This is a genomic window from Microbacterium sp. NPDC096154, from assembly GCF_040302945.1.
Classification (GTDB): Bacteria; Actinomycetota; Actinomycetes; order Actinomycetales; family Microbacteriaceae; genus Microbacterium.
The window spans coordinates 163,489-183,700 of the sequence record NZ_JBEOSM010000004.1; the positions used below are offsets into that span (position 1 = coordinate 163,489).

The window sequence follows — 20,212 nt, forward strand, 5'->3', positions numbered from 1 at the left end:
TGCACTCGGATGAGCGGCGCTCGCGGGTCAGCGGATCAGCGGATCGCGTCGATCGGGTCCGAGATGTCGGCCACGGTCGCGCCGTAGGCGGAGATGAGCGCGTCGGCGTCGACGAACAGCGTCCAGCCGTGCGCCCCCGCGCCCATCGAGACGCGGCGCCCGGTCATCCGCTCGTCGGCGTACACGGGCCACTCGCGCGTGCTGCCGATCGGCACGATGGTGCCCCGCTCGTAGCCGGTGGCCTCCAACGCCAGCTCGGGCTCGGGCAGCCGCAGTTTGTTGACGCCGACGAGTGCGCGCAGCTTCGGCCACGAGATCGAGCGATCGCCGGGGATCAGGGCGAACAGGAACCCGTCGTCTCCGCGGCCCTTCACCACCAGCGTCTTGACGATGTCGGCGGGGGTGATGCCGCGCAGCGCCGCGGCCTCCTCCAGCGAAGACGCCCGCGGCGACTCGCGGATCTCGATCTCGAGACCACGAGCCGCCGCGGCTTCGCGTACGCGCGAAGTGGGGTCGGATTCCCGTCCGCTCACGCGTCGGGCGAGGCCAGCGGATCGTCGGCGACCCACAGCTCGTCGTCGGCGCGCAGGGTCTGCCAGGCCGCGTAGAGCACCGCCGCAGCCGCGGCGACACCGAGGACGAGCGCGATCACCGGGCCGGCGCTGCGCTTCTTCTTGGGCTCGACGATGGGCACGCCGGCGCGCTTCGCGGCGATCTTGACGCGTGCCTCGTTGGCGGCGTCGAGCGCCGACAGCGCCTTGCCCATGGCGCCGCCCACAGCGGGAACGACGCGCTTGTCGAGGAACGCCTTCGACGCCTGACGGCTCGTCTCGACGTACGGCGTGACGCGGCCCACGACCGGCTCGACGTAGTGGTGGTACTTCTCGTCGATCACCGGAGCGACCTGCTCGCGGTTGAGGTTCCCCAGCTGGCGCCCGGCCTCGCGGGCGACGTCCGTCGCACCGGCCAGCACGACCTGCTGGGCCTCCCACAGCCGGGTGGCCGACTCCTGCAGCTTGCGGAGTTCCTTCTTGCGCTTCTTGCTGAGGCTCACGTTGCCCTCCCTGTCGTGGGGATGTGGTGTGACCCCATCCTGCCAGATCACCCGTTCAGCGGCAGAGGGTTGCCGGTCTCTGAGAGAATGTGTAAATGCCTCAGCACACTGCCGTCGCCACTCTGCACACCAACCACGGCGACATCGTCGTGAACCTCTTCGGCGACCACGCCCCGAAGACCGTCAAGAACTTCGTCGGACTCGCCGACGGCACCGGCTCGTGGACGGATCCCGCCACGGGGCAGCCCGGCGAGGGCCCCCTGTACAAGGACGTCATCTTCCACCGCATCATCCCGGGCTTCATGATCCAGGGCGGCGACCCGCTAGGGCAGGGCATCGGCGGCCCCGGCTACACGTTCGACGATGAGATCAGCCCCGAGCTCGACTTCAACGCGCCCTACAAGCTCGCGATGGCGAACGCCGGCAAGCGCCCGAACGCCATCACCGGCCGGATGAGCGGCACCAACGGCTCGCAGTTCTTCATCACGACCGACCCGACGCCCTGGCTCATGGGCAAGCACACGATCTTCGGCGAGGTCGCCGACGACGCGTCGCGCGCGGTCGTCGACGCCATCTCGCAGGTGCCGACCGGCGCGCAGGACCGGCCGCTCGAGCCGGTCGTGCTGCAGTCGATCGACATCGCCGCGGTCTGACCGTCCCCGGTCGCACGACGCCACCGCCGTGACCACGTCCGATCTCTCACGCAATCCCGACAACTTCTGCTACCGGCATCCCGACCGGATGAGCTTCGCGCTGTGCCAGCGCTGCCAGCGCACCATCTGCCCCGAGTGCCAGACCCCGGCGGCTGTCGGCGTGATCTGTCCCGAATGCCTGCAGGCGCAGCGCCAGTCGCGCACGCCGGCGCAGAAGCGGGCCGAGAGGCGATGGGGTCGGGGCGGTGGCGTCGTCGCGACGGCCGGCGGCGCGCCGGTCACCAACTGGATCGTCGGCATCACCGCCGGCGCGTTCCTGCTCGAGCTGCTGCTCGGTCTGGCGGGCATCCACCTGCAGCCGCTGCTGGCCTTCTTCGCCCCGCGGCTCTACCCCCAGTTCGGGGCCTTCGAGCCGTGGCGGGTGTTCACGTGGCTGCTCGTTCACAGCGGGTTCATCCACGTGGGCCTCAACCTCCTGTCGGTCTGGATGATCGGCCGCCTGCTCGAGCCCATGCTCGGGCGCTGGCGCTTCCTGGCGCTGTACCTGATCTCGGGGCTCGGAGGGGCGGCCGCGGCGGCGCTGCTCGCGTTCACCACTCCCGTGGTGGGCGCGTCGGCCGCGCTGTTCGGCATGCTCGGCGCGCTGGTGGTGATCGGACGGCACCTCGGCGGCAACGTGACGGGCATCCTCGTGATCCTCGGCATCAACCTGGTGGTCGGGTTCTTCCTGGGCGGCATCTCCTGGCAGGCCCACGTCGGCGGTCTCGTGGCCGGCACGGCGGTCGGTCTCGTGTTCGCCTCCACGCGGGGCGCCCGGGACGGGCGCAGGCAGCTCGTCCTGCTGGGGGTCGTCGTGGCAGCGCTGATCGCGCTCCTCGTGGTGCCCGCGTTCCTCTACGCGTGACGGTTATCCACAGGGTTATCCCCTGCTGGGGATGAATCACACGCGTGTAATTCCTGTCGGGACATCCGTTCGCGGACGACCTCGACATGCCGAAGGCGCCTGACGATCCGGTCGTCAGGCGCCTTCGAAGCGAGGGGCTATCGCCAGCGGGTGGTCATCAGGAACCCGATGAAGGCGATGCCGAAGCCGATCACGAGGTTCCAGGCCTCGATGCCCGGGATCGGGAACTGCATGCCCGAGAGGTAGAAGACCAGGATCCAGACGAGCCCGATGAGCATGAAGCCGATCATGACGGGCTTGAACCACACGGGATTGGGCGCGGCTTCGGGGCTGGTGCGCTCGACGAGCTCGTCGTCGCCGTTCTGGCGGGCGGGCTTGTTGGATCGGGCCATGGGAGACATCCTACCGGCCTCGGTAAGCTGGCACCGTGACGGCTTTGGCGCAGAACCGACGGGTGCGACGGCGGCGCAGCAGCGCGACGTTCGCCAGCGTGCTCGGCGAGATCCTCGTCACCCTCGGTGCGGTCATCCTGCTCTACGTGCTGTGGCAGATCTGGATCGGCGACGTGATCTACGCGTCGCAGCACAACGCCCAGGCCGCCGAGAAGTCGCGTGAGTGGGCGCAGATCGAGTCGCCCGAGCCGGCACCCGAGCCGACCGAGGGCACCTACGAGCCGGTCGTGCTGCCACAGCCGGCCGACCGCGAGGAGTTCGGCGTGATGCACGTGCCGCGGTGGGGCGACGACTACGCCGTGACGATCGCCGGCGGCGTGACGCGGGCGGGCACGCTCGACCAGATCGGCATCGGCCACTACCTCGACACCGAGATGCCGGGCGACGTCGGCAACTTCGGCCTCGCGGCGCATCGCACCACGTTCGGGAAGCCGTTCGCGAACCTGCAGAACCTGCGCGTGGGCGATCCGATCGTGGTCGAGACCGAGGTCGGCTGGTACACGTACCGGTTCCGCACGCTCGAGTACGTGCAGCCGGGGGAGTACGACGTGCTGGCCGACGTGCCGCAGGCCCCCGAGGTGCCCAAGGGCGAGCGCTACATCACGCTGACGACCTGCTCGCCGCGTTTCGCGATGACCGAGCGCCTGGTCGGGTACGGCGTCTTCGAGTCGTTCCTGCCGCGCTCGACGGGCGAGACGCCGCCCGCCCTGACCGAGGAGCTGATCTGATGTACGCGGCGCTGTGGCGACTGCTTCCCGGCCCTTGGTGGGTGCGGGTGCTCATCCTGCTGATCCTGCTCGGGGCCGTGCTCTACGGGCTGTTCGTCTACGTCTACCCATGGATCGCGATGACGTTCGTGCCCGACGAGGTCACGGTCCAGTAGGGACGATCCCGCGCGGCGCGCCGCGGCGCCGCGTCACTCGCCCTCGGTGCCCTCGCAGTAGCGCAGCTGCACGGTCGAGCCGACCGGCACGTCACCGGGGGAAGCCGACTGGCTCACGACCTCCTGGTCGCCCGTGGGCTCGCAGTCGGCGAGCGGCTCGAGGGTCACGGTGAGTCCGAGCTCCTCGAGCTGACTCTGAGCGACCTCGAGCGGGAAGCCCTGATAGTCGGTGATCGTGACACGGCCCGACGCGATGACCAGGTCGACCACGGCGCCCTCCTCGAGCTCGTCACCTTCCAGCACCTCGCGTCCGCCCGAGGCGGCGGTGATGACGATGCCCGCCTGGAGGCTCGGGTCGTTCTCGGGCGTGATGGATCCCACCGAGAGCCCGGCGCGCTCGATCGCGTCGCGCGCCTCCTTCTCGGTCTTGCCCTCGAGCGCGGGCACGGTCGACATCCTGGCGCCCTCGGACACCACGACCGTCACCTCGGTGCCCGGCGCGACAGAGGCGTCTGCCAGCGGATCGGTGCGGATCACGACGCCCTCGGCCACCGTGTCGCTCGGCTCGTGCTGGGGGACCGCGGTCAGGTCGTCGCCCGTGAGCTCCTCCGTCGCGCGCTCGAGCGTCATGCCCGTGACGTCCGGCACGAGCCGGGCGTTCGCGGGCACCTCGGTGACCGGACGCATCGTGACGACCCAGAACAGCACCGAGACGATGAGCACCGCCAGAAGGGCCACACCCGCCCAGATCCACGCGACGGGCGGGCCCGACTGGGTGCGCGTCATGGTGTTGTCGGTCGAGAGCTGACGCAGCGACCGGGCCGTCTCGGCGGCCTGGCGCGGGTTCGGGCCGTACAGCTCGCTCGTGAGGGCGCCGAGCTCGCGCTTCGACGGCTCCTTGCCGTCTGACGCGGCGTCGAGCGCCGTGCGGAACGCCGCTGCGCTCGGGAAGCGCTGGTACGGATCCTTGGCGAGCGCGCGCAGCACCACCGGGTCGAACGACTTCGGCGACGCCGGGTTGACCTGCGACGGGGTGGCGGGAGTCTCGCTGACGTGCTGGTACGCGACGGCCACGGGGGAGTCGCCGCGGAACGGCGGACGTCCGGTGAGCAGCTCGTACAGCACGATGCCGGTGGAGTAGACGTCGGCGCGGGCGTCGACCGGCTCGCCCTTGGCCTGCTCGGGCGAGAAGTAGGCCGCCGTGCCCAGGATGGACGTCGTCTCGGCGACGGTCGAGGAGCTGTCCGACACCGCGCGGGCGATGCCGAAGTCCATGACCTTCACCTGTCCCGCGTCGGTGACCATCACGTTGCCCGGCTTGATGTCGCGATGCACGACGCCGGCGCGGTGCGAGTACTCGAGCGCCTCCAGGATGCCATCGACGTAGCGCACGGCGTCCTGCGCCGGGACGGGGCCCCGGGAGATGATGTCCTTCAGGAGCGTGCCCTGCACCAGCTCCATCACGATGAACGGGATGGGCCGCTCGCCGTTGACGTCGGCGGCGACGTCCTCACCGGCGTCGAACACGCGGACGATCGCCTGGTTGGCCATCCGCGATGCGGCCTGGGCCTCGAGACGGAACCTGGTGCGGAACGCGCTGTCGCCCGCCAGATCGCGCTTGAGGATCTTGATGGCGACATCCCGGCCCAGCGTCAGGTCGTACCCCCGGTACACGCTGGCCATGCCGCCGCGTCCGATGAGTTCGCCCACGCGGTAGCGCCCGGCGAGCACGCGGGCGTCACCCGCGTCGTCGCCGATGCGCCCCGTCGTGGAGCGGCTCTCGTCGGTCATCAATCCCCCCGGATCAGACGTGCGTTCGTGTGCCGGAGGCAGGAGAGCCCCCGAAGGTGTCAGCCGTTGCCGCTGCCCGTGGCGCCGGTGCCGTTCGCGCCGGCCGAGCCCGTGTCGTCCGCGCCTGCGCCGTTCGGGTCGCCGGTCGGGGTCGGGACGGGCACCTCCGCGGCGGCGACGGCCCGCGCCTGACCGACATCCGAGGCCTCGGAGTCGCGGGCGGTGCCGCCGTCGGCGCCCGAGCAGTGCGCCACGTAGGTCGCGGTGATGTCGCCCGTGCCGGTGACCGTGATCGGCGCCGACAGGTCACCGCTCTCGTGCTGCTGCGAGCCGTCGGCGAACGTCGCGGGGCCCTGCAGACTGACGGTGTACCCCGTGATCGTGCCGGTGCCGCTCGGGCAGTTGAACACGCTCCACCGCACCGTGGCGGGCTCGCCCACGGTGAGCTCGGTCGTCGTTGCGCCGTCGGCCTCGAACGTCGGCGCGGCCGACGGCTTGCCGACGGCGGCCATCGGGCCGTATGCGCGCGCCGAGATGTTCGCGCCGGGGGCCTGGAAGCCGCGAGGGCTCCAGTCGTAGATCGTGTGCTCGAGGTCGGCCGACGGCGCCGGGGTGTCCTCTTCGCAGGTCCAGCCGAACTGACCGGCCTCCGCCAGGATGGCCTCTCCCTCCTGGCAGGTCGCGCCCTGCAGGGGCAGCGCGCTGATGTCGACCAGCTCCGGGGTGGGCGTGGGCGTGCTCGAGGGCGTCGCCGATCGCGACGGAGCGCTCGAGGTGGGCGCAGACGACGGCGTCTCCTCGGGGGAGCCGAACAGGTCGCCGCCGAACAGGGCGAAGATCGTGCCACCCAGCACCACGAGCAGCAGCACGATCAGCGCCACCAGGGGCCACGTCCACGGGCTGCGCTTCTTCTTGGGCTTGTCGTCCTCGGGGGCGGCCGCGACGTCGCCGCCGACCGGAACGGGCGTGGTGCGCGGCAGCATGCGGGTCGTGCTGTCGTCGCCCGGCGACAGCAGCTGCGTGAAGGCGTCCCCGGCGAGGGCGGCGCCTCCGGCGATGGCCGGCACGGCTGCCGCGGCGGCCGCGACATCGCCGCGGCGCAGCGCGTTCGACGCCCTGGCCACGACCGCTGCCGAGGCCGGCCGGTCCTCGGGCTTCTTGGCGATCATCGCCAGCACGAGGTTGCGCACCGGCTCGGGGATCTCGTCCGACAGCGGCGGAGGCTGCTCGTTGATCTGCGCCATCGCGATGGCGACCTGCGACTCGCCCGTGAACGGGCGGCGCCCCGCGAGGCACTCGTACGCGACGATGCCGAGCGAGTAGATGTCGGTCGCCGGCGAGGCCGGATGACCCGACGCCTGCTCGGGCGACAGGTACTGCACGGTGCCCATGACCTGACCGGTCGCCGTCAGCGGCACCTGGTCGGCGATGCGCGCGATGCCGAAGTCGGTGATCTTGACGCGGCCGTCGGGCGTGATGAGGAGGTTGCCGGGCTTGATGTCGCGGTGCACGAGGCCCGCGGCGTGCGCGGCCTGCAGCGCCGACGCGGTCTGCGCCACGATGTCGAGCGTGCGCTCGGGCGGGAGCTTCGACTCCCGCTCCAGGATGGTCGACAGCGCCTCGCCCGGGACGAGCTCCATGACGAGGAACGCCGATCCGTTCTCCTCGCCGTAGTCGAAGACGCTCGCGATGCCCTCGTGGTTCACGAGCGCGGCGTGGCGCGCCTCGGCGCGGAAGCGCTCGAGGAAGCCCGGGTCGCCCATGTACTCGTCTTTGAGGATCTTGATCGCGACCGTGCGTCCGATGACGTGGTCGGTGGCTTCCCAGACCTCGCCCATCCCGCCGATCGCGATCCGCGAGATCAACTCGTACCGACCGCCGAAGGACACGCCCTGTGTTGGCCTCATCTGCTCAGCACCGCCTCCATGACCTTCTTCGCGATCGGTGCCGCGATCGTGTTTCCGCTGCCCGACTGACCCTGCCCGCCGCCGTCTTCGACCACCACGGCCACAGCGACCTCCGGGTCGTCGGCCGGCGCGAATCCGGTGAACCACAGGGTGTACGGGCGGTCGTCGCCCATCTCCGCGGTGCCCGTCTTCCCGGCCACATCGACGCCGTCTATTCTTGCACCCGACGCGACGCCATCCTGGACGTTCGCGACCATCATGTCGGTCATCACCTGGGCGAGATCCGACTCGATCGCGCGGCCGAACTCGGACGGGCCGAAGCTCTGCTGCACCGACAGGTCGGCACCCACGATCTCGTCCACGGCCTGCGGGTTCATGACGACCCCGTCGTTCGCGATCGCGCCCGAGACCATCGCGATCTGCAGGGGCGTCGCGGTGACCTGCCCCTGCCCGAAGCCCGTCAGTCCCGTCTGCGGGTCATCCAGCGCGTCGGGGTAGCTCGACATCTGCGCGGGCAGGGGCGTCGCGAACTCGTGGTTGAAGCCGAAGCGCTCGGCCATCTCGCGGATGGGCTGGTCGCCCAGCTCGACAGCGAGCTCGGCGAACGGCACGTTGCAGCTCAGGCGCAGCATGGTCGCGATCGTCACCGTCTTGCCGCCGCCGCAGGTGCCGCCGTTCGCGTTGCGGACGGGATGGGTGGACTGCGGGAGCGTGTACGACGCGGGGTTGGGCAGCTGCGAGTCCTCGTCGTAGTCGCCGGATGCGAGCGCGGCGGCGGCGACCACGAGCTTGAAGGTCGAGCCCGGGGGGTTGTCGCCCGTGAGCGCGCGGTTGTTGAGGGGGCGGAGCGGATCGTCCAGCAGCGACTGGTATGCCGCGTCGGTGGCCTCGGAGTCGTGCTGTGCCAGCGAGTTGGCGTCGTATCCGGGCGTCGTCGCCATCGCGAGGATGCGCCCTGTGTCGGGCTCGATCGCCACGACACCGCCTCGAAGGCCTCCGAGGGCGTCGAAGGCGGCCTTCTGGACGGCCGGGTCGAGGCTCAGGACGACGCTCGAGCCGCGCGGCGGCTGTCCTGTCACGATCTGGTCGAGACGCGAGAAGAACGCCGAGCCGGCGGTTCCCGACAGCTCCTGACCCATGATCTGCTCGATGCCCGTCGCCGACTGCAGCACGGGGTTCAGATAGCCCGTCACGCCCGACCACATCGGCGAGTCGGCGTACTGGCGCTGCCACGCGTACAGGTCGCCGCTCGGCGCCGACACCGCGATCTCCTGATCGCCCGCGATGATGGCGCCCCGCTGCGTCTCGTAGCTGTCGAACAGCGTGCGGCTGTTGCGCGGCATGTCGGCGAGCTGGTTGGCCTGGATCACCTGGATCGCGCTGGTCGATCCGAACAGCGCGAGGAACATCACCAGCACGATGATGCTCAGTCGTCGGAGCTCTTTGGTCATGCGGCGGGCACCTCCCTGCGGGATTCCGGGTACGTGACGGACGTCTGCGAGACGAGCATCAGCCGATCACCGCCCTGGGCTGCTGGCGCACCGCGTCGCTGATGCGCAGGACGATGCCCACGATCAGCCAGTTCGCGAGCAGCGACGACCCGCCCGCCGCAAGGAACGGGGTCGTGAGGCCCGTGAGCGGGATCAGACGCGTCACGCCGCCCACCATGATGAACACCTGCAGCGCGAGCGTGAACGACAGACCCACCGCCAGCAGCTTGCCGAAGTCGTCCTGGCCGGCCACGCCGATGCGCAGGCCGCGCGCCACGAACACGAGGTAGAGGCACAGCACGGCGAACAGTCCGATCAGGCCGATCTCCTCGCCGAGACTCGGGATGATGTAGTCGCTCTGCGACACGGGCGTCAGGTACGGGCGGCCCAGCCCCAGCCCCGTGCCGAGCAGACCGCCGTGCGCCAGGCCGAAGATGCCGTTGACGAGCTGGAAGCTCGTGCTGTCGTAGAGCTCGGGCTCGAACGCTCCGAGCCAGGCGTCGAACCGGCCGCGCACGTACGGCAGCACGTACGAGGCCGCGATGGCACCCGCGAGGGCGAGGGACACGCCGATGAGCACCCATCCGGTCTTCCCGGTCGCGACGTACAGCGTCGCGACGAACATCCCGAAGATCAGAAGACCGGTTCCGAGGTCGCGCTGCGCGACGATGATGACCATCGAGATGAGCCAGATCACGAGCAGCGGGCCGAACTCGCGCGCCCGCGGGAACGTGAACCCCAGGAAGCGGCGGCCGGTGGAGGTGAGGCTCTCGCGCGTGCGCACCAGGTAGCCGGCGAAGAAGATGGCGAGGCAGATCTTGGCGATCTCGCCGGGCTGGAAGTTGACGCCGCCGATCGAGATCCACACGGCCGCGTTGCCGCCGCCGTTGATGAACGGCACGAACGGGAGCACCAGCAGCACGATGCCCGTGAAGCCGAAGATGTAGGTGTAGCGGAACAGCACCCGGTAGTTGCCGAGGAACCACACGAGGGCGGCCGCAGCGGCGACCGAGACGCCCGCGAAGATGATCTGCTTGGCGCCCGCCGACGGGTCGACGCAGCGCTGTCCGCCCACGCACTCCTCGAGCGACAGCCCGAGGCGATAGATCATCGCGATGCCCAGGCCGGTGAGCAGGGTCGCGATCGGCACGACGAACGGGTCGGCCTGCGGCGCGCGCAGCCGCAGCACGACGTGCAGCGCGAGCACCAGCACCGCGAGCACGCCCTCGGCGACGAGCACGCCCGGATCGATGGACCCGAGCTCGCCGAGCTGCGACAGCGCGGTGGCGCCCAGCATGATCAGGATCGCGAAGAGCAGCAGCCCCAGCTCGCGATTGCGCTGCGGCTGCGGCTGGCGCACGCGGCGCAGCGCCTTCAGCACGGCGGTGTCGGTGGTGACCTGGGTCATCCCTCGCCTCCCGGGGTGGAGCTCGGCGTCGGCGCGCCCGAGGGCGACGGCACGGGCGTGGGCAGCGGAGACGGCTCGGGCTCGGGCACGGCGTCGCGCAGCCGATCGACGATCGCCTCGGCGTCGGAGAGCGAGCGAGCCGGGATCGTGAACTCGACGCGTGCTCGCTGATAGGCCGGCAGATCGGCGAGCACGATCTCGGTGTCGTCGTGCACGGACGACAGCTGGAGCGGGCCGATCGACTGCTGGATGCCCTGGTAGATCACGACCGTGTCGTCGTCGGCTCCCACGTAGTAGCGGGTCTGCGTCCAGTTGTAGAACACGGCGAAGCCGCCCGCGATGGCGGCCGCGATGAGCACGAGCACCGCGATCACGCCGATGCGCCGGCGGCGGGCGCGCCGGCGGTCTTCCTCGATGAGCTCCTCGAGGTACTCGGGCTCGGGCTCGAAGTGCGTGGGCTCGTTCGCGGCGTGCCGGTTGGGGTGCAGCCATCCGGTCGACAGCAGCGCGCGCCCCGTCACGGCCGGCACCTTGATGCCCTGCGGGTTCGACGCGGAGCCGACGATCGTCGCGGTGCCGCTCACGAGCGGGTGCTGACCGCCCACATCCACCATCACGATCGTGACGTTGTCGGGCGCGCCGCCGTCGAGCGCGTACTTCAGCAGGATGTCCGCGGTGCGCCCCGGCGGCAGGCCGAGCTTCAGCGCCTTCTGGATGTGCGCCTCGTCGACCACGCCGCTGAGACCGTCGGAGCAGAGCAGCCAGCGGTCGCCCGGACGCGTGGGCATGATGAACGTGTCGATCTCGGGATCGGGATCCATGTCGCCGAGCACGCGCATGAGCACCGAGCGCCGCGGGTGGTAGCGCGCCTCCTCGGGCGTGATGCGGCCCGAGTCGACCAGGCGCTGCACGAACGTGTGGTCGGTCGTGATCTGCGTCAGCGCGCCGTCACGCCACAGGTAGATGCGCGAGTCGCCGATGTGGGCGATGACGGCGTAGTCGTCGACCATGGCGATCGCGCTGACGGTCGTCCCCAGACCGGCGAGCTCGGGGCGGCGGCCCACGAGGTGGATCAGGTCGCCCGCGGTCGCGGCGATGGTCTCGCGCAGCGTGGCCTCGGCGTCCTCGGGAGAGGGATACGTGTGGTCGAGCTCCTGCAGGGTGTTCACGGCGACGCTCGACGCCACGTCACCGCCCGCGTGACCGCCCATGCCGTCGGCGACGACGAACAGGTTGGAGCCGGCGTACCCGGAATCCTGGTTGTTTGATCGCACCTTTCCCGTATGGGAGATGGCGGCACTCGATCCCACGAACATGTCGATGGGGGCTTACTTCCGCAGCTCGAACGTCGTGGCGCCGACCTTGATGGGCGTGGACGTCTGCACCGGCACGGGCGAGTTCGGCGACACGCGCTCGCCGCCGTGGAACGTGCCGTTGGTCGACTCGAGGTCCTGCAGCATCCACTGCTCGCCCCACAGCACCAGGCGCGCGTGCTGGCTCGACGTGTAGTCGTCGCGGATGACCAGGCCCGCCTCGCTCGAGCGGCCGATCGTGAGCGGATCGGTGCCGAGCGGAAGCTCGAGCCCCGCCTTCGGGCCCGACGTGATGACGATGCGCGAGGCGGTGGTCGTCGTGGCCGGCCCGGCCGGCGCGGCGCTCGGCGCCGGCGCCGGTCGCGGTGCGGCAGAGGGAGCCTTGGCCGCGGGAGCCTTGGCCGACGCGCGGGCCGGCGCGGCGTCGGGCATGCGGCGCACCCGCACGCCGAACACGTCGGAGCGCAGCGCGAACACGACCGCGAACACGAACAGCCACATGAGCAGGAGGAAGCCCACCTGCAGGATCAGCAGCGTCAGCTCGCTCACGACCAGTCCCCGTTCTGCGGCAGGATGCGCGTCGATGTCGTGCGGGCGTCGCGTGTGGGCCGGCGCGTCTCGGGAGAGGCGAGCGGCACGACGTGGAAGACGATGTCGGTGCGGCCGATCGTGATCGTCTGACCGTCCGCGAGCGGCGCCTGGGTCACGCGTGCGCCGTCGAGCTTGGACCCGTTGGTCGATCCCATGTCGCGCACCATGGCGCGCTCGCCGTCCCACAGCACTTCGACGTGCGCGCGGCTCGTGCCCGGGTCGTCGACCGTGATGTCGGCGTCGCTGCCCCGGCCGATCACCGTGCGCGCCTTCAGGAGCGGCACGCGGCGGCCGTTCACATCGACCACGGCGCGCCACTCGACCTCGCCGTCGGCGCTGCGCGACTCGACCGTCACGGTTCCCGTGGTGACCGACTCGTCGGGCTGCAGGGAGATGCGCAGCGGCCCCGCAAGGCTGTAGCCCTGGGCCGAGGCGTGCCCGCGCAGCATGGTGTCGAGCTCGGTGACCAGCGCACTGCCGAGGCCGCGCATCCGCTCATGGTCGGCGGGGCTGAGCCGCACGGTCAGGTCGTTGGGCACGAGGATGCGGTCGCGCGCGACGACGGCCGCCTTGGTGTCGAGCTCGCGGCGCAGCGCGGAGGCGATCTCGACCGGCTGAATGCCGCTGCGGAAGGTCTTCGCGAACGCGCGGTTGACGGCGCGCTCGAGACCTTGCTCGAAGCTGTCCAGTAGTCCCACGGGTCTCCTCAGTCCGGCCGACCGGTAGGCACATCGTAGCCAGCATGCCTGGGCACCGCCTTCGCCGGGGGCGGCTCGGCGCCCGATCCGGCCGCTGCGGGGCGAGTGCGGTGCGGGGCCGAGTTCGCGGAGCGCGCGAAGGCGTGATATCCTCGGAAAGTTGAGTCCGGAGCGATCCGGTCTCGCGCGAGTGGCGGAATAGGCAGACGCGCTGGCTTCAGGTGCCAGTGCCCGAAAGGGCGTGGGGGTTCAACTCCCCCCTCGCGCACAGCGCACAGAAGGCCCCGGCAGATGCCGGGGCCTTCGTCGTCTCCCGGGCGGTCAGCGATCGGCGAGGTGCTGCGTCGCGTAGACGGCGGCCTGCGTGCGGCGCTCCATGCCGAGCTTGCCGAGCAGGCCCGACACGTAGTTCTTCACTGTTTTCTCGGCCAGGCCCAGCTGCTCGCCGATCTGCCGGTTGGTGAGCCCGTCGCCGATGAGGCGCAGCACCTGGCGCTCGCGCAGGGTCAGCTCGGGCGGGGCCACGCCGGCGGAGTGGCGGGGTGCGGCCTCGGTCATCCGGTCCACGACCCGCTCGGCCAGCGCGCGTGACACCAGCGCCTCGCCGCGTGCCACCCGGCGGACGGCGTCCGTGAGGCTCTGTCCGCGGATGTCCTTGAGCACGTATCCGGAGGCGCCGGCGAGCACGGCGGCGATGCTCGCCTCGTCGTCGTCGTACGCCGTGAGCATGAGGCACCGGATGTCGGGGTTCGCGGATCGGATGGTGCGGCACAGGCTGATGCCGTCGCCGTCGGGCAGCCGCATGTCGAGCACCACCACGTCGGGGGCGGTGGCGGCGACGCGGGGGAGCGCCTGCAGCACCGAGCCGGCCTCGCCCACGACGTCGAGATCGGGCTGGGCGCCGATCAGGTCGGCCACGCCGCGCCGGACGATCTCGTGGTCGTCGACCAGGAACACGCGCGTCATGCGCGCCTCCGCTCGGCATCCAGGGGCGCGCGCCACACCGCACGCGTGCCGCGGGATCCATCCGGACCCGCCTCGGCCGGGCCGACGTCGAACGAGCCGCCGTGGCGACCCGCGCGCTCCTCGAGATTCGCCGTGCCGCTGCGCCGCGCCGGCGCGGCCGAGATGCCCACGCCGTCGTCGATCACCGTGACGACCACTTCGCCGTCGTCGGCCGAGACGTCCACGCTCACCTGATCGGCCTGGGCGTGACGGGCGGCGTTCGCGAGGCATTCGCGCACCACGGCCACCACGTCATCCGCCAGCTCGCCCGTGACGAGCAGATCGACGGCGCCCCCGAAGGTCATGCGGGGAGTGGCGGGCAGCGATCCGCTCATCTCGGTGGCGACGTCGAGCAGGCGATGCCGCGTGCCGTCGGCTGCCGAGGTGGTGCGCGCCGACAGCGCGAACACGGCCGTGCGGATCTCGGCGATCGCGGCGTCGATCGCGTCGACCTGCTGCTGCAGGCCCGCGGCGGCCTGCGGAAAGCGCGCCGCCAGGCCCTGCAACGACAGGGCCGCCCCGAACAGGCGCTGGATGACGTGGTCGTGCAGGTCGCGAGCGATGCGGCCGCGCTCGTCGGTCAGCTCGAGCCGCTGCCGGTCGGCACGTGCCCGCGTCAGCTCGACCGCCAGCCCGACCTGACTGGCGAACTCGGCGGCCATGTCGACGTCGCCGGCCGTGAATCGGGCGCCGCCGGCCGCCCGCGACAGGGTGAGCGCGCACACGGGATCTCCCGACACCACGACCGGCAGCACCATGCTCGGGCCCAGGTCGGCATCGATCGCCACCTGCGCCGGGCTCGCATCGGCGAGCACCACCTGGCGGCCGGTGAGGGCCCGGTCGACCAGCGATCCGGTGCGCTCGTAGCGGCGCCCTTCGAGCGGCTCGGACCCGGGGCCGCGGGCGGTGTGGATCATCAGCTCCCCGGTGTCGGGGAGCGGCAGGACGACGGCGATCATGTCGGCCTCGACCACCGAGCCGACGCGTGCGAGCACGACGCCCACCACATCCGTGACGTCCTCGGACAGCAGCGCGGACGAGACCTCGGTGAGGGCGGAGCTCCAGCGGACGCGCCGGCGCGACTCCTCATACATGCGCGCGTTCTCCAGCGCGATGCCAGCGGTCGCCGCGAGCGCCCCGACGAGGTCCTCGTCCTCGGACGAGAACGCACCGCGCTCGCCGCGGCAGAGATACAGCGTGCCGTAGGCGCCTTGATGGGAGCGGATCGGCACGGCGAGGAACCCCTCGCCGAGATCGTCGGACAGCCCCGCGGCTCCGGCGTCGCGCCGAACACCGTCGAGCGGCATGAGCCGAGCGCTCGACAGCGCACGGCTCAGCGCGTCGGCATCCCGCTGTGAGCCGACCTTTATGAGGTTCTCCAGCGCGCCTGACCGGTCGAAGAGCGCGATCGCGCCGGCCGAGGCACCGACGAGCGACGCGGCGGCGTCCATGATCCGCCGCGGCACGCTGTCGATGTCGAGTGTCTCGACCACGGAGCGATAGGCGGTCAGGAGCTGGCGCAGGCGGTCCTCGGGCAGGCGGTCCTCGGGCACGCCCCGGGCATGCGGGGCCCTCCCGGCCGGCGCGCTCTCCCGTCGTGGGCGCGGCGGCTCGGAGACACCTGACTGCTCGGGCACGTGCCACCTCCTGCCGAGGCAAGGTAGCGGCGCCGCCGTGGGACCTTCGACCCTATTGACATTCGGCGGACGATCGGATGCTTGATCAGCACCATGACGAACGAGTCCCCCTTTCCCCGCACCATCGTGGGCGTCGACGGGTCCCCCCCTAGCCGCGCCGCCCTGCGTTGGGCGGCTGCCCGAGCCGCCCCGGATGGCGCACCCCTCGTCCTCGCGTATGTCGCATCCCCTGAGGACGAGAGCGGCGTCGGCGATACCCTGCTCGCCGACGCCGCATCCCTCGTCCGCTCCGAGCATCCCGAGCTCGCGGTCGAGGAGCTGCCGCTCGTCGGCGCCGCCTGGCGCGAACTGTCGCGCGCGGCCGGCGCCGACGACCGGCTCGTGATCGGCACCCACAAGACCGGCCTCGCCCACGGCCGCGTCACCGGATCGCTGGCCCTGCGGCTCGCGCTCGCCACACGCGCCGAGTTCGTCGTGGTACCCGACCTCGACCTGCGATTCCGCCGCGGTGTGGTGGCGGGCATCGGCGGGGCCGGCACGGCGGGCCCCGTCGCGCTCGCCGCGGCAGCCGAGGCGCGCCGGATGCGCGCGCCCCTCACGCTCGTGCACGGCTCCTGTCCGCGGCGCTGCGACGACGCGCTCGACGCCGCCGAGCGCGCCGTCACAGGCGACCCGGAGCGGGCGGGCGACGCGCCGACCATCACGCGCCGATCGCTCTCGAGCCCCGCCGCCGACGCGCTGCTGGACGCCGCGCTCGACAAGCAGCTGCTCGTGCTGGGAGCGGGCGGCCGGGGACGCGCCGCCGGAGCCGCCCCGATCGGCGCGCTCACGCACGACGTGCTGATGAACGCGAACGCGCCCATCCTGCTGCTCGCACCCGCTCCGCCGCAGCAGGCCTGACGCGCCCGCGGGGGTCGCGCCGGGTGGGCGGGAGCGCGTCAGCCGGCCGACCGCGCGGCGATGGCCGACTGCTGAGCCGCGAGCAGCGCATCCGCTGTCTCGGTGAAGAACTCCGCGAGCGCGCCTCCCGCCGCGAGCTGCTCCTCCACGAAGCGCGCGCGGGCGGCGAAGTCGTCGTCGAGCGCCTCCGACTCCCGCCAGGCCTCGTACAGCGGCCCGGCCGCGCTGAGGTGCGGAGGCAGTGCCACCGCCTCCCGCACGCTCGGCGGTTCGGCGCCGCTCATTCCGAGCGCGGCGAGCAGGATGCCCGCATCGGCCAGATCCTGGTCGGCCGCCGCACCGCCACCGGCCGCGACCCGCTGCTCCAGGAACCCGGCGACCGCGTCGGCGACGCCGGCCTGCGCCTCCGGGGCGGCATCCTCCGCCACATCCGGGAACGCCCAGCCGAGCACATCCCGGCGCTCCTCGACCGGCAGATCGGTCAGCACGCATTCCAGCGCGCGCGGGTCGCTGAGCGTCTCGCGCTCTTCGTCCCGCGTCCAGGAGCCCATGGCGGACAGATCCACCCCGGATGTCAGCAGGCACGCCGTGAACGGGGTCCCCGCGTGCGACGACAGCCCCACCGCGCATCCGGTCAGCGGCACAGCCGCCACGACGACGAGCGCGATGGCGAGCCGGCGGCGGATCGACGACGCGAGGGGCATGCGTCCATCGTGCGGAAGAGCATCGTTCGCGCCAAACCGAGACGGCGCCGGTGCCCGGGTATGTCCACCGAATGGGGGACAAATGGTCGGGATCTCCGATACTCTGTCTGTGACGTCCCCCCTAACGGTCGTCAGGCCCTCACTGGATCCCCCCTCCGGTGAGGGCCGTCTCCGTTTCAGGACGGTCTCGGATCGCCGCGCACCCCGTCGAGCGCGTTCACGAGCGGAACACTCCCACCAGGCGGGGCAACGGTTGCGTCACGTTTCGCGTACCCCTATCCCTTTCCCGGCGACTCCGTTAGCGTGAGGATCGTCGGCACGGACATTCGTGCCGATTTCATACCGATAGAACGGCAGTAAATGAGCACGCAGGGCACCGTCAAGTGGTTCAACTCGGAGAAGGGCTTCGGCTTCATCTCTCCCGACGAGGGCGGCTCTGACGTCTTCGCGCACTACACGGCGATTCAGTCTTCCGGATACCGCGCACTGGAGGAGAACCAGCGCGTCGAGTTCGAGATCGCTCAGGGCCCCAAGGGCCTGCAGGCGGAGAACATCCGCCCGCTCTGATCAGCGGTCTCACCACGCCTTCCGCATAGCGGATCGGCAGCAAGGGCTCGGTGCTGACGCACCGGGCCCTTCGTCTTGCCCGGGGTCTGCTCGTGCTCGCGGATCAGGCGGGATCGGGCGCGGGATCGGCGGAGGTACCGGGCGCGTCGGACCGACCCCGCCGATCGGGGCCGGCCTCGGCCGCAGCGTCGTCGGCATGACGGATGGCGCGCCGCGCCGCGTCGAGCGCCGCGACCGGATCCTGCATCTGCCGCGCCGACGCGAGATCCTGCCGCGCCGCGTCGAGACGCACCCGCGTGTCGAGACCGCCCGCAGGGGGCGGCACAGCGGCTTCGGCGCGCGCGATCGCGCTTCGCGCGGCGGCGAGCGTTCCGGGGAGCGCGCTGCGGGCGCCACGCACGCGCTGCTGGGCGGTGGGGGCGTCGCCCAGCGCCAGATCGAGCCGCTCGCGCACGCGGGCGATGGCCTCGTTCGCCGAGACCGGGCGGCGCGTCGCGGTCGGCTCGATGCGTTCGATCTCCTTCCGCGCCCAGACGACCTCCGCGCCGAGCCGGTCAGCCTCGTCCGCCGGGAGGGAGGCGTGGAGGGAAGCCGCCGAGCGGATGGCGGCACGCGCAGCCGCGATCTCATCCGCGACCGCCAGCCCGGCCTGCGTGACCAGGCGATGCGTCTCCTCGATGGTGCGCGACGCGGCGTCGGCGCGACGGAGGGCCCGCTCGGCCGCCGCGAGCTCATCGAGGGCCGCGCGCGACCGATCCGGCGCCAGCGCGTGCGCCCGGGCGATGGCGGCCGCGGCCTCGTCGGCGGACGACTCGGCCTCCTCGGCGGCGCGCGCGGCGACTGCCCACTCGTCCGCGTCGACGCGATGCGCGAGCTCGCGCAGCAGACCGGCCGGATCGCCCATGCGGGAGCGCAGCTCGGCGAGCCGGCGGTCGGCGGCGGCGATCTGCTCCGGCGCCGTGACGTGCGCGTCGATCCACGCGCGGTGCTCGCGGCGGGCGGCGTCGACCGCCTGGAGCACGCGCTCGATCCGGCCGGTCAGGTCGCGCGCTGCGCGCCGGGTCACGGCCGGCACTGCCGCGGGATCGTCGAAGGCGCGGAATTCGGCGAACCCGTCGTCGCGCGTGTGCTGGGCGGTCATCCGGGCGCGCCGCAGCGACGCGAGGGCGTCGCCGCCGTACAGGGCCCCCGACAGCCCGACCTCGAGGTCGAGCTCGTCGACCGCCTCGTCGAGGTGCAGGAGTGCGGCCCCCGCGCTCTCGACGGCGAGCTGCGCGCGCCCTCGGGCGCGTGCGCCACGTCGCAGGCGCCGCACGGCCACCCGAACCACGACCACCAGCACCGCCGCCGATCCGAGCACGACCAGGGCCGGAACCAGCCAGCTCAGCAGGTCGAACCCGGTGGCGGTCACGTCACGCCCCCGACAGCAGCAGGTCGCGCAGCTGCGACGCGTCGTCGACCACGGCCTGGGCGCCTTCCTCCTCGCCGGGGTTGCCGAACCCCCAGCGCACGAACACGACCGGGATGCCGTGCTCGGCCGCGCCGTCCACGTCGTGGTGACGATCGCCGACCAGCACCGCGCGCGAGGTGTCGACGCCGGCCGCGGTGAGTCCCTCGAGCGCGCGGCCCAGCACATCCGACTTGGTGTCGAGCACGTCCGCCTCCGGGCGTGCGCCCGCGATGGCGGTGAACGCGTGGTCGAGGTCGTAGTGCTCGAGGATCGCGCGCACCTGGTTCTGCGGCTTGGTGCTGGCGGTGGCCTGCGGCACGCCGGCGTCGTGCAGCTCGCGGATCAGCGCGGGCACGCCTGGGTACAGCGCGACAGATGCGGCGTAGCCGTCACGCGACGCGAGGGCGCGATACGCGGCCACCGCCTCGGTGGCCTGCTCGGGGCTGAGCAGCGCGCGCTTCTGGAACGACTCGAGCAGGGGCGGCCCAATCCAGTGCCGCAGCTCGTCGGGCCCCGGAGGGGTGCGGCCCAGCGCGGTGAGCACCTCGGTGATGCGCGGCAGGATGCCGGCGGACGCGTCGGCCACCGTGCCATCGACGTCCCAGAGGATGCACGACCAGGGCGACGACGTCATGGGGCCAGCCTAGTGAGGCGGCATACGTGTCCGTGCGAACGGCGCGTATGTGGCCCCCTCGCCCTCGAGTGCACACCAATGTGCGTGTGTACTCGGGGTCGGCCCAGTGCACACGCACATTGGTGTGCACTGGGGTGCTGCGCCCAGGCGGGGCGGAACGCGCCCGGCGGC

General features: G+C 71.8%; 21 protein-coding genes and 1 tRNA gene. 7 read left to right on the plus strand and 15 right to left on the minus strand.

Features of this window, described 5'->3' with window-relative positions; all coding sequences use genetic code 11:
• Positions 1-35 precede the first annotated feature (35 nt).
• Positions 36-533: an aminoacyl-tRNA deacylase gene (locus ABTW64_RS07335; protein WP_350620822.1), complete on the minus strand. Its 498-nt coding sequence runs from the start codon at positions 531-533 to the stop codon at positions 36-38.
• A complete protein-coding gene (locus ABTW64_RS07340; RefSeq protein ID WP_350620824.1) occupies positions 530-1,054 on the minus strand; it encodes a DNA helicase in 525 nt (174 codons plus the stop codon). The genes ABTW64_RS07335 and ABTW64_RS07340 overlap by 4 nt, the downstream gene beginning before the upstream one ends.
• A 95-nt stretch (positions 1,055-1,149) precedes the next feature.
• On the opposite strand from ABTW64_RS07340, the gene ABTW64_RS07345 reads away from it, so the two are divergent.
• Together ABTW64_RS07345 and ABTW64_RS07350 are read left to right on the plus strand one after the other, a co-directional pair.
• Positions 1,150-1,707 (plus strand): peptidylprolyl isomerase, encoded by a 558-nt coding sequence (locus ABTW64_RS07345; RefSeq protein ID WP_350620826.1) that lies wholly within the window; start codon positions 1,150-1,152, stop codon positions 1,705-1,707.
• 28 nt (positions 1,708-1,735) lie between these two features.
• Entirely contained in the window at positions 1,736-2,611 is an 876-nt protein-coding gene (locus tag ABTW64_RS07350) for a rhomboid family intramembrane serine protease (RefSeq protein WP_350620828.1), read from the plus strand.
• Between the two features lie 137 nt (positions 2,612-2,748).
• On the opposite strand, the gene ABTW64_RS07355 is transcribed toward ABTW64_RS07350, so the two are convergent.
• Positions 2,749-3,003, minus strand: a complete 255-nt coding sequence (locus ABTW64_RS07355) for a cell division protein CrgA (protein ID WP_350620830.1) — start codon at positions 3,001-3,003, stop codon at positions 2,749-2,751.
• A 35-nt stretch (positions 3,004-3,038) separates the two neighbouring features.
• Between ABTW64_RS07355 and ABTW64_RS07360 the strand changes: the two genes are divergently transcribed.
• Together ABTW64_RS07360 and ABTW64_RS07365 are read left to right on the plus strand one after the other, a co-directional pair.
• Positions 3,039-3,791 carry a class E sortase gene (locus tag ABTW64_RS07360; RefSeq protein ID WP_350620832.1) on the plus strand — a complete coding sequence of 251 codons (753 nt, stop codon included), beginning with the start codon at positions 3,039-3,041 and terminating at the stop codon, positions 3,789-3,791.
• On the plus strand, positions 3,791-3,946 hold the full coding sequence (locus ABTW64_RS07365; protein ID WP_350620834.1) for a hypothetical protein: 156 nt from the start codon (positions 3,791-3,793) through the stop codon (positions 3,944-3,946). The genes ABTW64_RS07360 and ABTW64_RS07365 overlap by 1 nt, the downstream gene beginning before the upstream one ends.
• 33 nt (positions 3,947-3,979) lie before the next feature.
• On the opposite strand, the gene pknB is transcribed toward ABTW64_RS07365, so the two are convergent.
• Genes pknB through ABTW64_RS07400 form a run of 7 tightly spaced genes read right to left on the minus strand, consistent with a single transcriptional unit; the run spans position 3,980 to position 13,144 of the window.
• Entirely contained in the window at positions 3,980-5,737 is a 1,758-nt protein-coding gene (pknB, locus tag ABTW64_RS07370) for a Stk1 family PASTA domain-containing Ser/Thr kinase (RefSeq protein ID WP_350620836.1), read from the minus strand.
• A 59-nt stretch (positions 5,738-5,796) separates the two neighbouring features.
• A complete protein-coding gene (locus ABTW64_RS07375) occupies positions 5,797-7,644 on the minus strand; it encodes a serine/threonine-protein kinase (RefSeq protein ID WP_350620838.1) in 1,848 nt (615 codons plus the stop codon).
• Complete coding sequence (locus ABTW64_RS07380; protein WP_350620840.1) at positions 7,641-9,095, minus strand: penicillin-binding transpeptidase domain-containing protein; 1,455 nt, start codon at positions 9,093-9,095, stop codon at positions 7,641-7,643. Before ABTW64_RS07380 ends, ABTW64_RS07375 begins: the two co-directional genes overlap by 4 nt.
• A 58-nt stretch (positions 9,096-9,153) precedes the next feature.
• Positions 9,154-10,542: an FtsW/RodA/SpoVE family cell cycle protein gene (locus ABTW64_RS07385; protein ID WP_350620842.1), complete on the minus strand. Its 1,389-nt coding sequence runs from the start codon at positions 10,540-10,542 to the stop codon at positions 9,154-9,156.
• The gene (locus ABTW64_RS07390; protein ID WP_350620844.1) at positions 10,539-11,858 is read right to left on the minus strand and encodes a PP2C family protein-serine/threonine phosphatase; all 1,320 of its coding nucleotides are present in this window, start codon (positions 11,856-11,858) and stop codon (positions 10,539-10,541) included. The genes ABTW64_RS07385 and ABTW64_RS07390 overlap by 4 nt, the downstream gene beginning before the upstream one ends.
• Positions 11,859-11,870: 12 nt before the next feature.
• Positions 11,871-12,404 (minus strand): FHA domain-containing protein FhaB/FipA, encoded by a 534-nt coding sequence (locus ABTW64_RS07395; protein WP_350620846.1) that lies wholly within the window; start codon positions 12,402-12,404, stop codon positions 11,871-11,873.
• A complete protein-coding gene (locus tag ABTW64_RS07400; RefSeq protein ID WP_350620848.1) occupies positions 12,401-13,144 on the minus strand; it encodes an FHA domain-containing protein in 744 nt (247 codons plus the stop codon). Before ABTW64_RS07400 ends, ABTW64_RS07395 begins: the two co-directional genes overlap by 4 nt.
• A gap of 184 nt (positions 13,145-13,328) precedes the next feature.
• Here ABTW64_RS07400 and ABTW64_RS07405 point away from each other — a divergent pair.
• Positions 13,329-13,412, plus strand: a tRNA-Leu gene (locus tag ABTW64_RS07405).
• 53 nt (positions 13,413-13,465) lie between these two features.
• Here the strand turns inward: ABTW64_RS07405 and ABTW64_RS07410 are convergent.
• Positions 13,466-14,110, minus strand: coding sequence for a response regulator (locus ABTW64_RS07410; protein WP_350620850.1), 645 nt, complete (start codon positions 14,108-14,110; stop codon positions 13,466-13,468).
• The gene (locus ABTW64_RS07415; RefSeq protein ID WP_350620852.1) at positions 14,107-15,702 is read right to left on the minus strand and encodes a GAF domain-containing sensor histidine kinase; all 1,596 of its coding nucleotides are present in this window, start codon (positions 15,700-15,702) and stop codon (positions 14,107-14,109) included. The genes ABTW64_RS07410 and ABTW64_RS07415 overlap by 4 nt, the downstream gene beginning before the upstream one ends.
• Positions 15,703-15,879: 177 nt before the next feature.
• On the opposite strand from ABTW64_RS07415, the gene ABTW64_RS07420 reads away from it, so the two are divergent.
• Positions 15,880-16,686: a universal stress protein gene (locus tag ABTW64_RS07420; protein WP_350620854.1), complete on the plus strand. Its 807-nt coding sequence runs from the start codon at positions 15,880-15,882 to the stop codon at positions 16,684-16,686.
• A gap of 38 nt (positions 16,687-16,724) precedes the next feature.
• Here the strand turns inward: ABTW64_RS07420 and ABTW64_RS07425 are convergent, their stop codons facing one another.
• Positions 16,725-17,390: a hypothetical protein gene (locus ABTW64_RS07425; RefSeq protein WP_350620856.1), complete on the minus strand. Its 666-nt coding sequence runs from the start codon at positions 17,388-17,390 to the stop codon at positions 16,725-16,727.
• A 360-nt stretch (positions 17,391-17,750) separates the two neighbouring features.
• Here ABTW64_RS07425 and ABTW64_RS07430 point away from each other — a divergent pair, with 360 nt between their 5' ends.
• The gene (locus tag ABTW64_RS07430; RefSeq protein WP_350620858.1) at positions 17,751-17,957 is read left to right on the plus strand and encodes a cold-shock protein; all 207 of its coding nucleotides are present in this window, start codon (positions 17,751-17,753) and stop codon (positions 17,955-17,957) included.
• A gap of 103 nt (positions 17,958-18,060) precedes the next feature.
• Here the strand turns inward: ABTW64_RS07430 and ABTW64_RS07435 are convergent, their stop codons facing one another.
• Both ABTW64_RS07435 and ABTW64_RS07440 read right to left on the minus strand, forming a co-directional pair.
• Positions 18,061-19,368, minus strand: coding sequence for a hypothetical protein (locus ABTW64_RS07435; protein WP_350620860.1), 1,308 nt, complete (start codon positions 19,366-19,368; stop codon positions 18,061-18,063).
• 1 nt (position 19,369) lies between these two features.
• The gene (locus tag ABTW64_RS07440; RefSeq protein ID WP_350620862.1) at positions 19,370-20,041 is read right to left on the minus strand and encodes an HAD hydrolase-like protein; all 672 of its coding nucleotides are present in this window, start codon (positions 20,039-20,041) and stop codon (positions 19,370-19,372) included.
• Between the last annotated feature and the right edge of the window lie 171 nt (positions 20,042-20,212).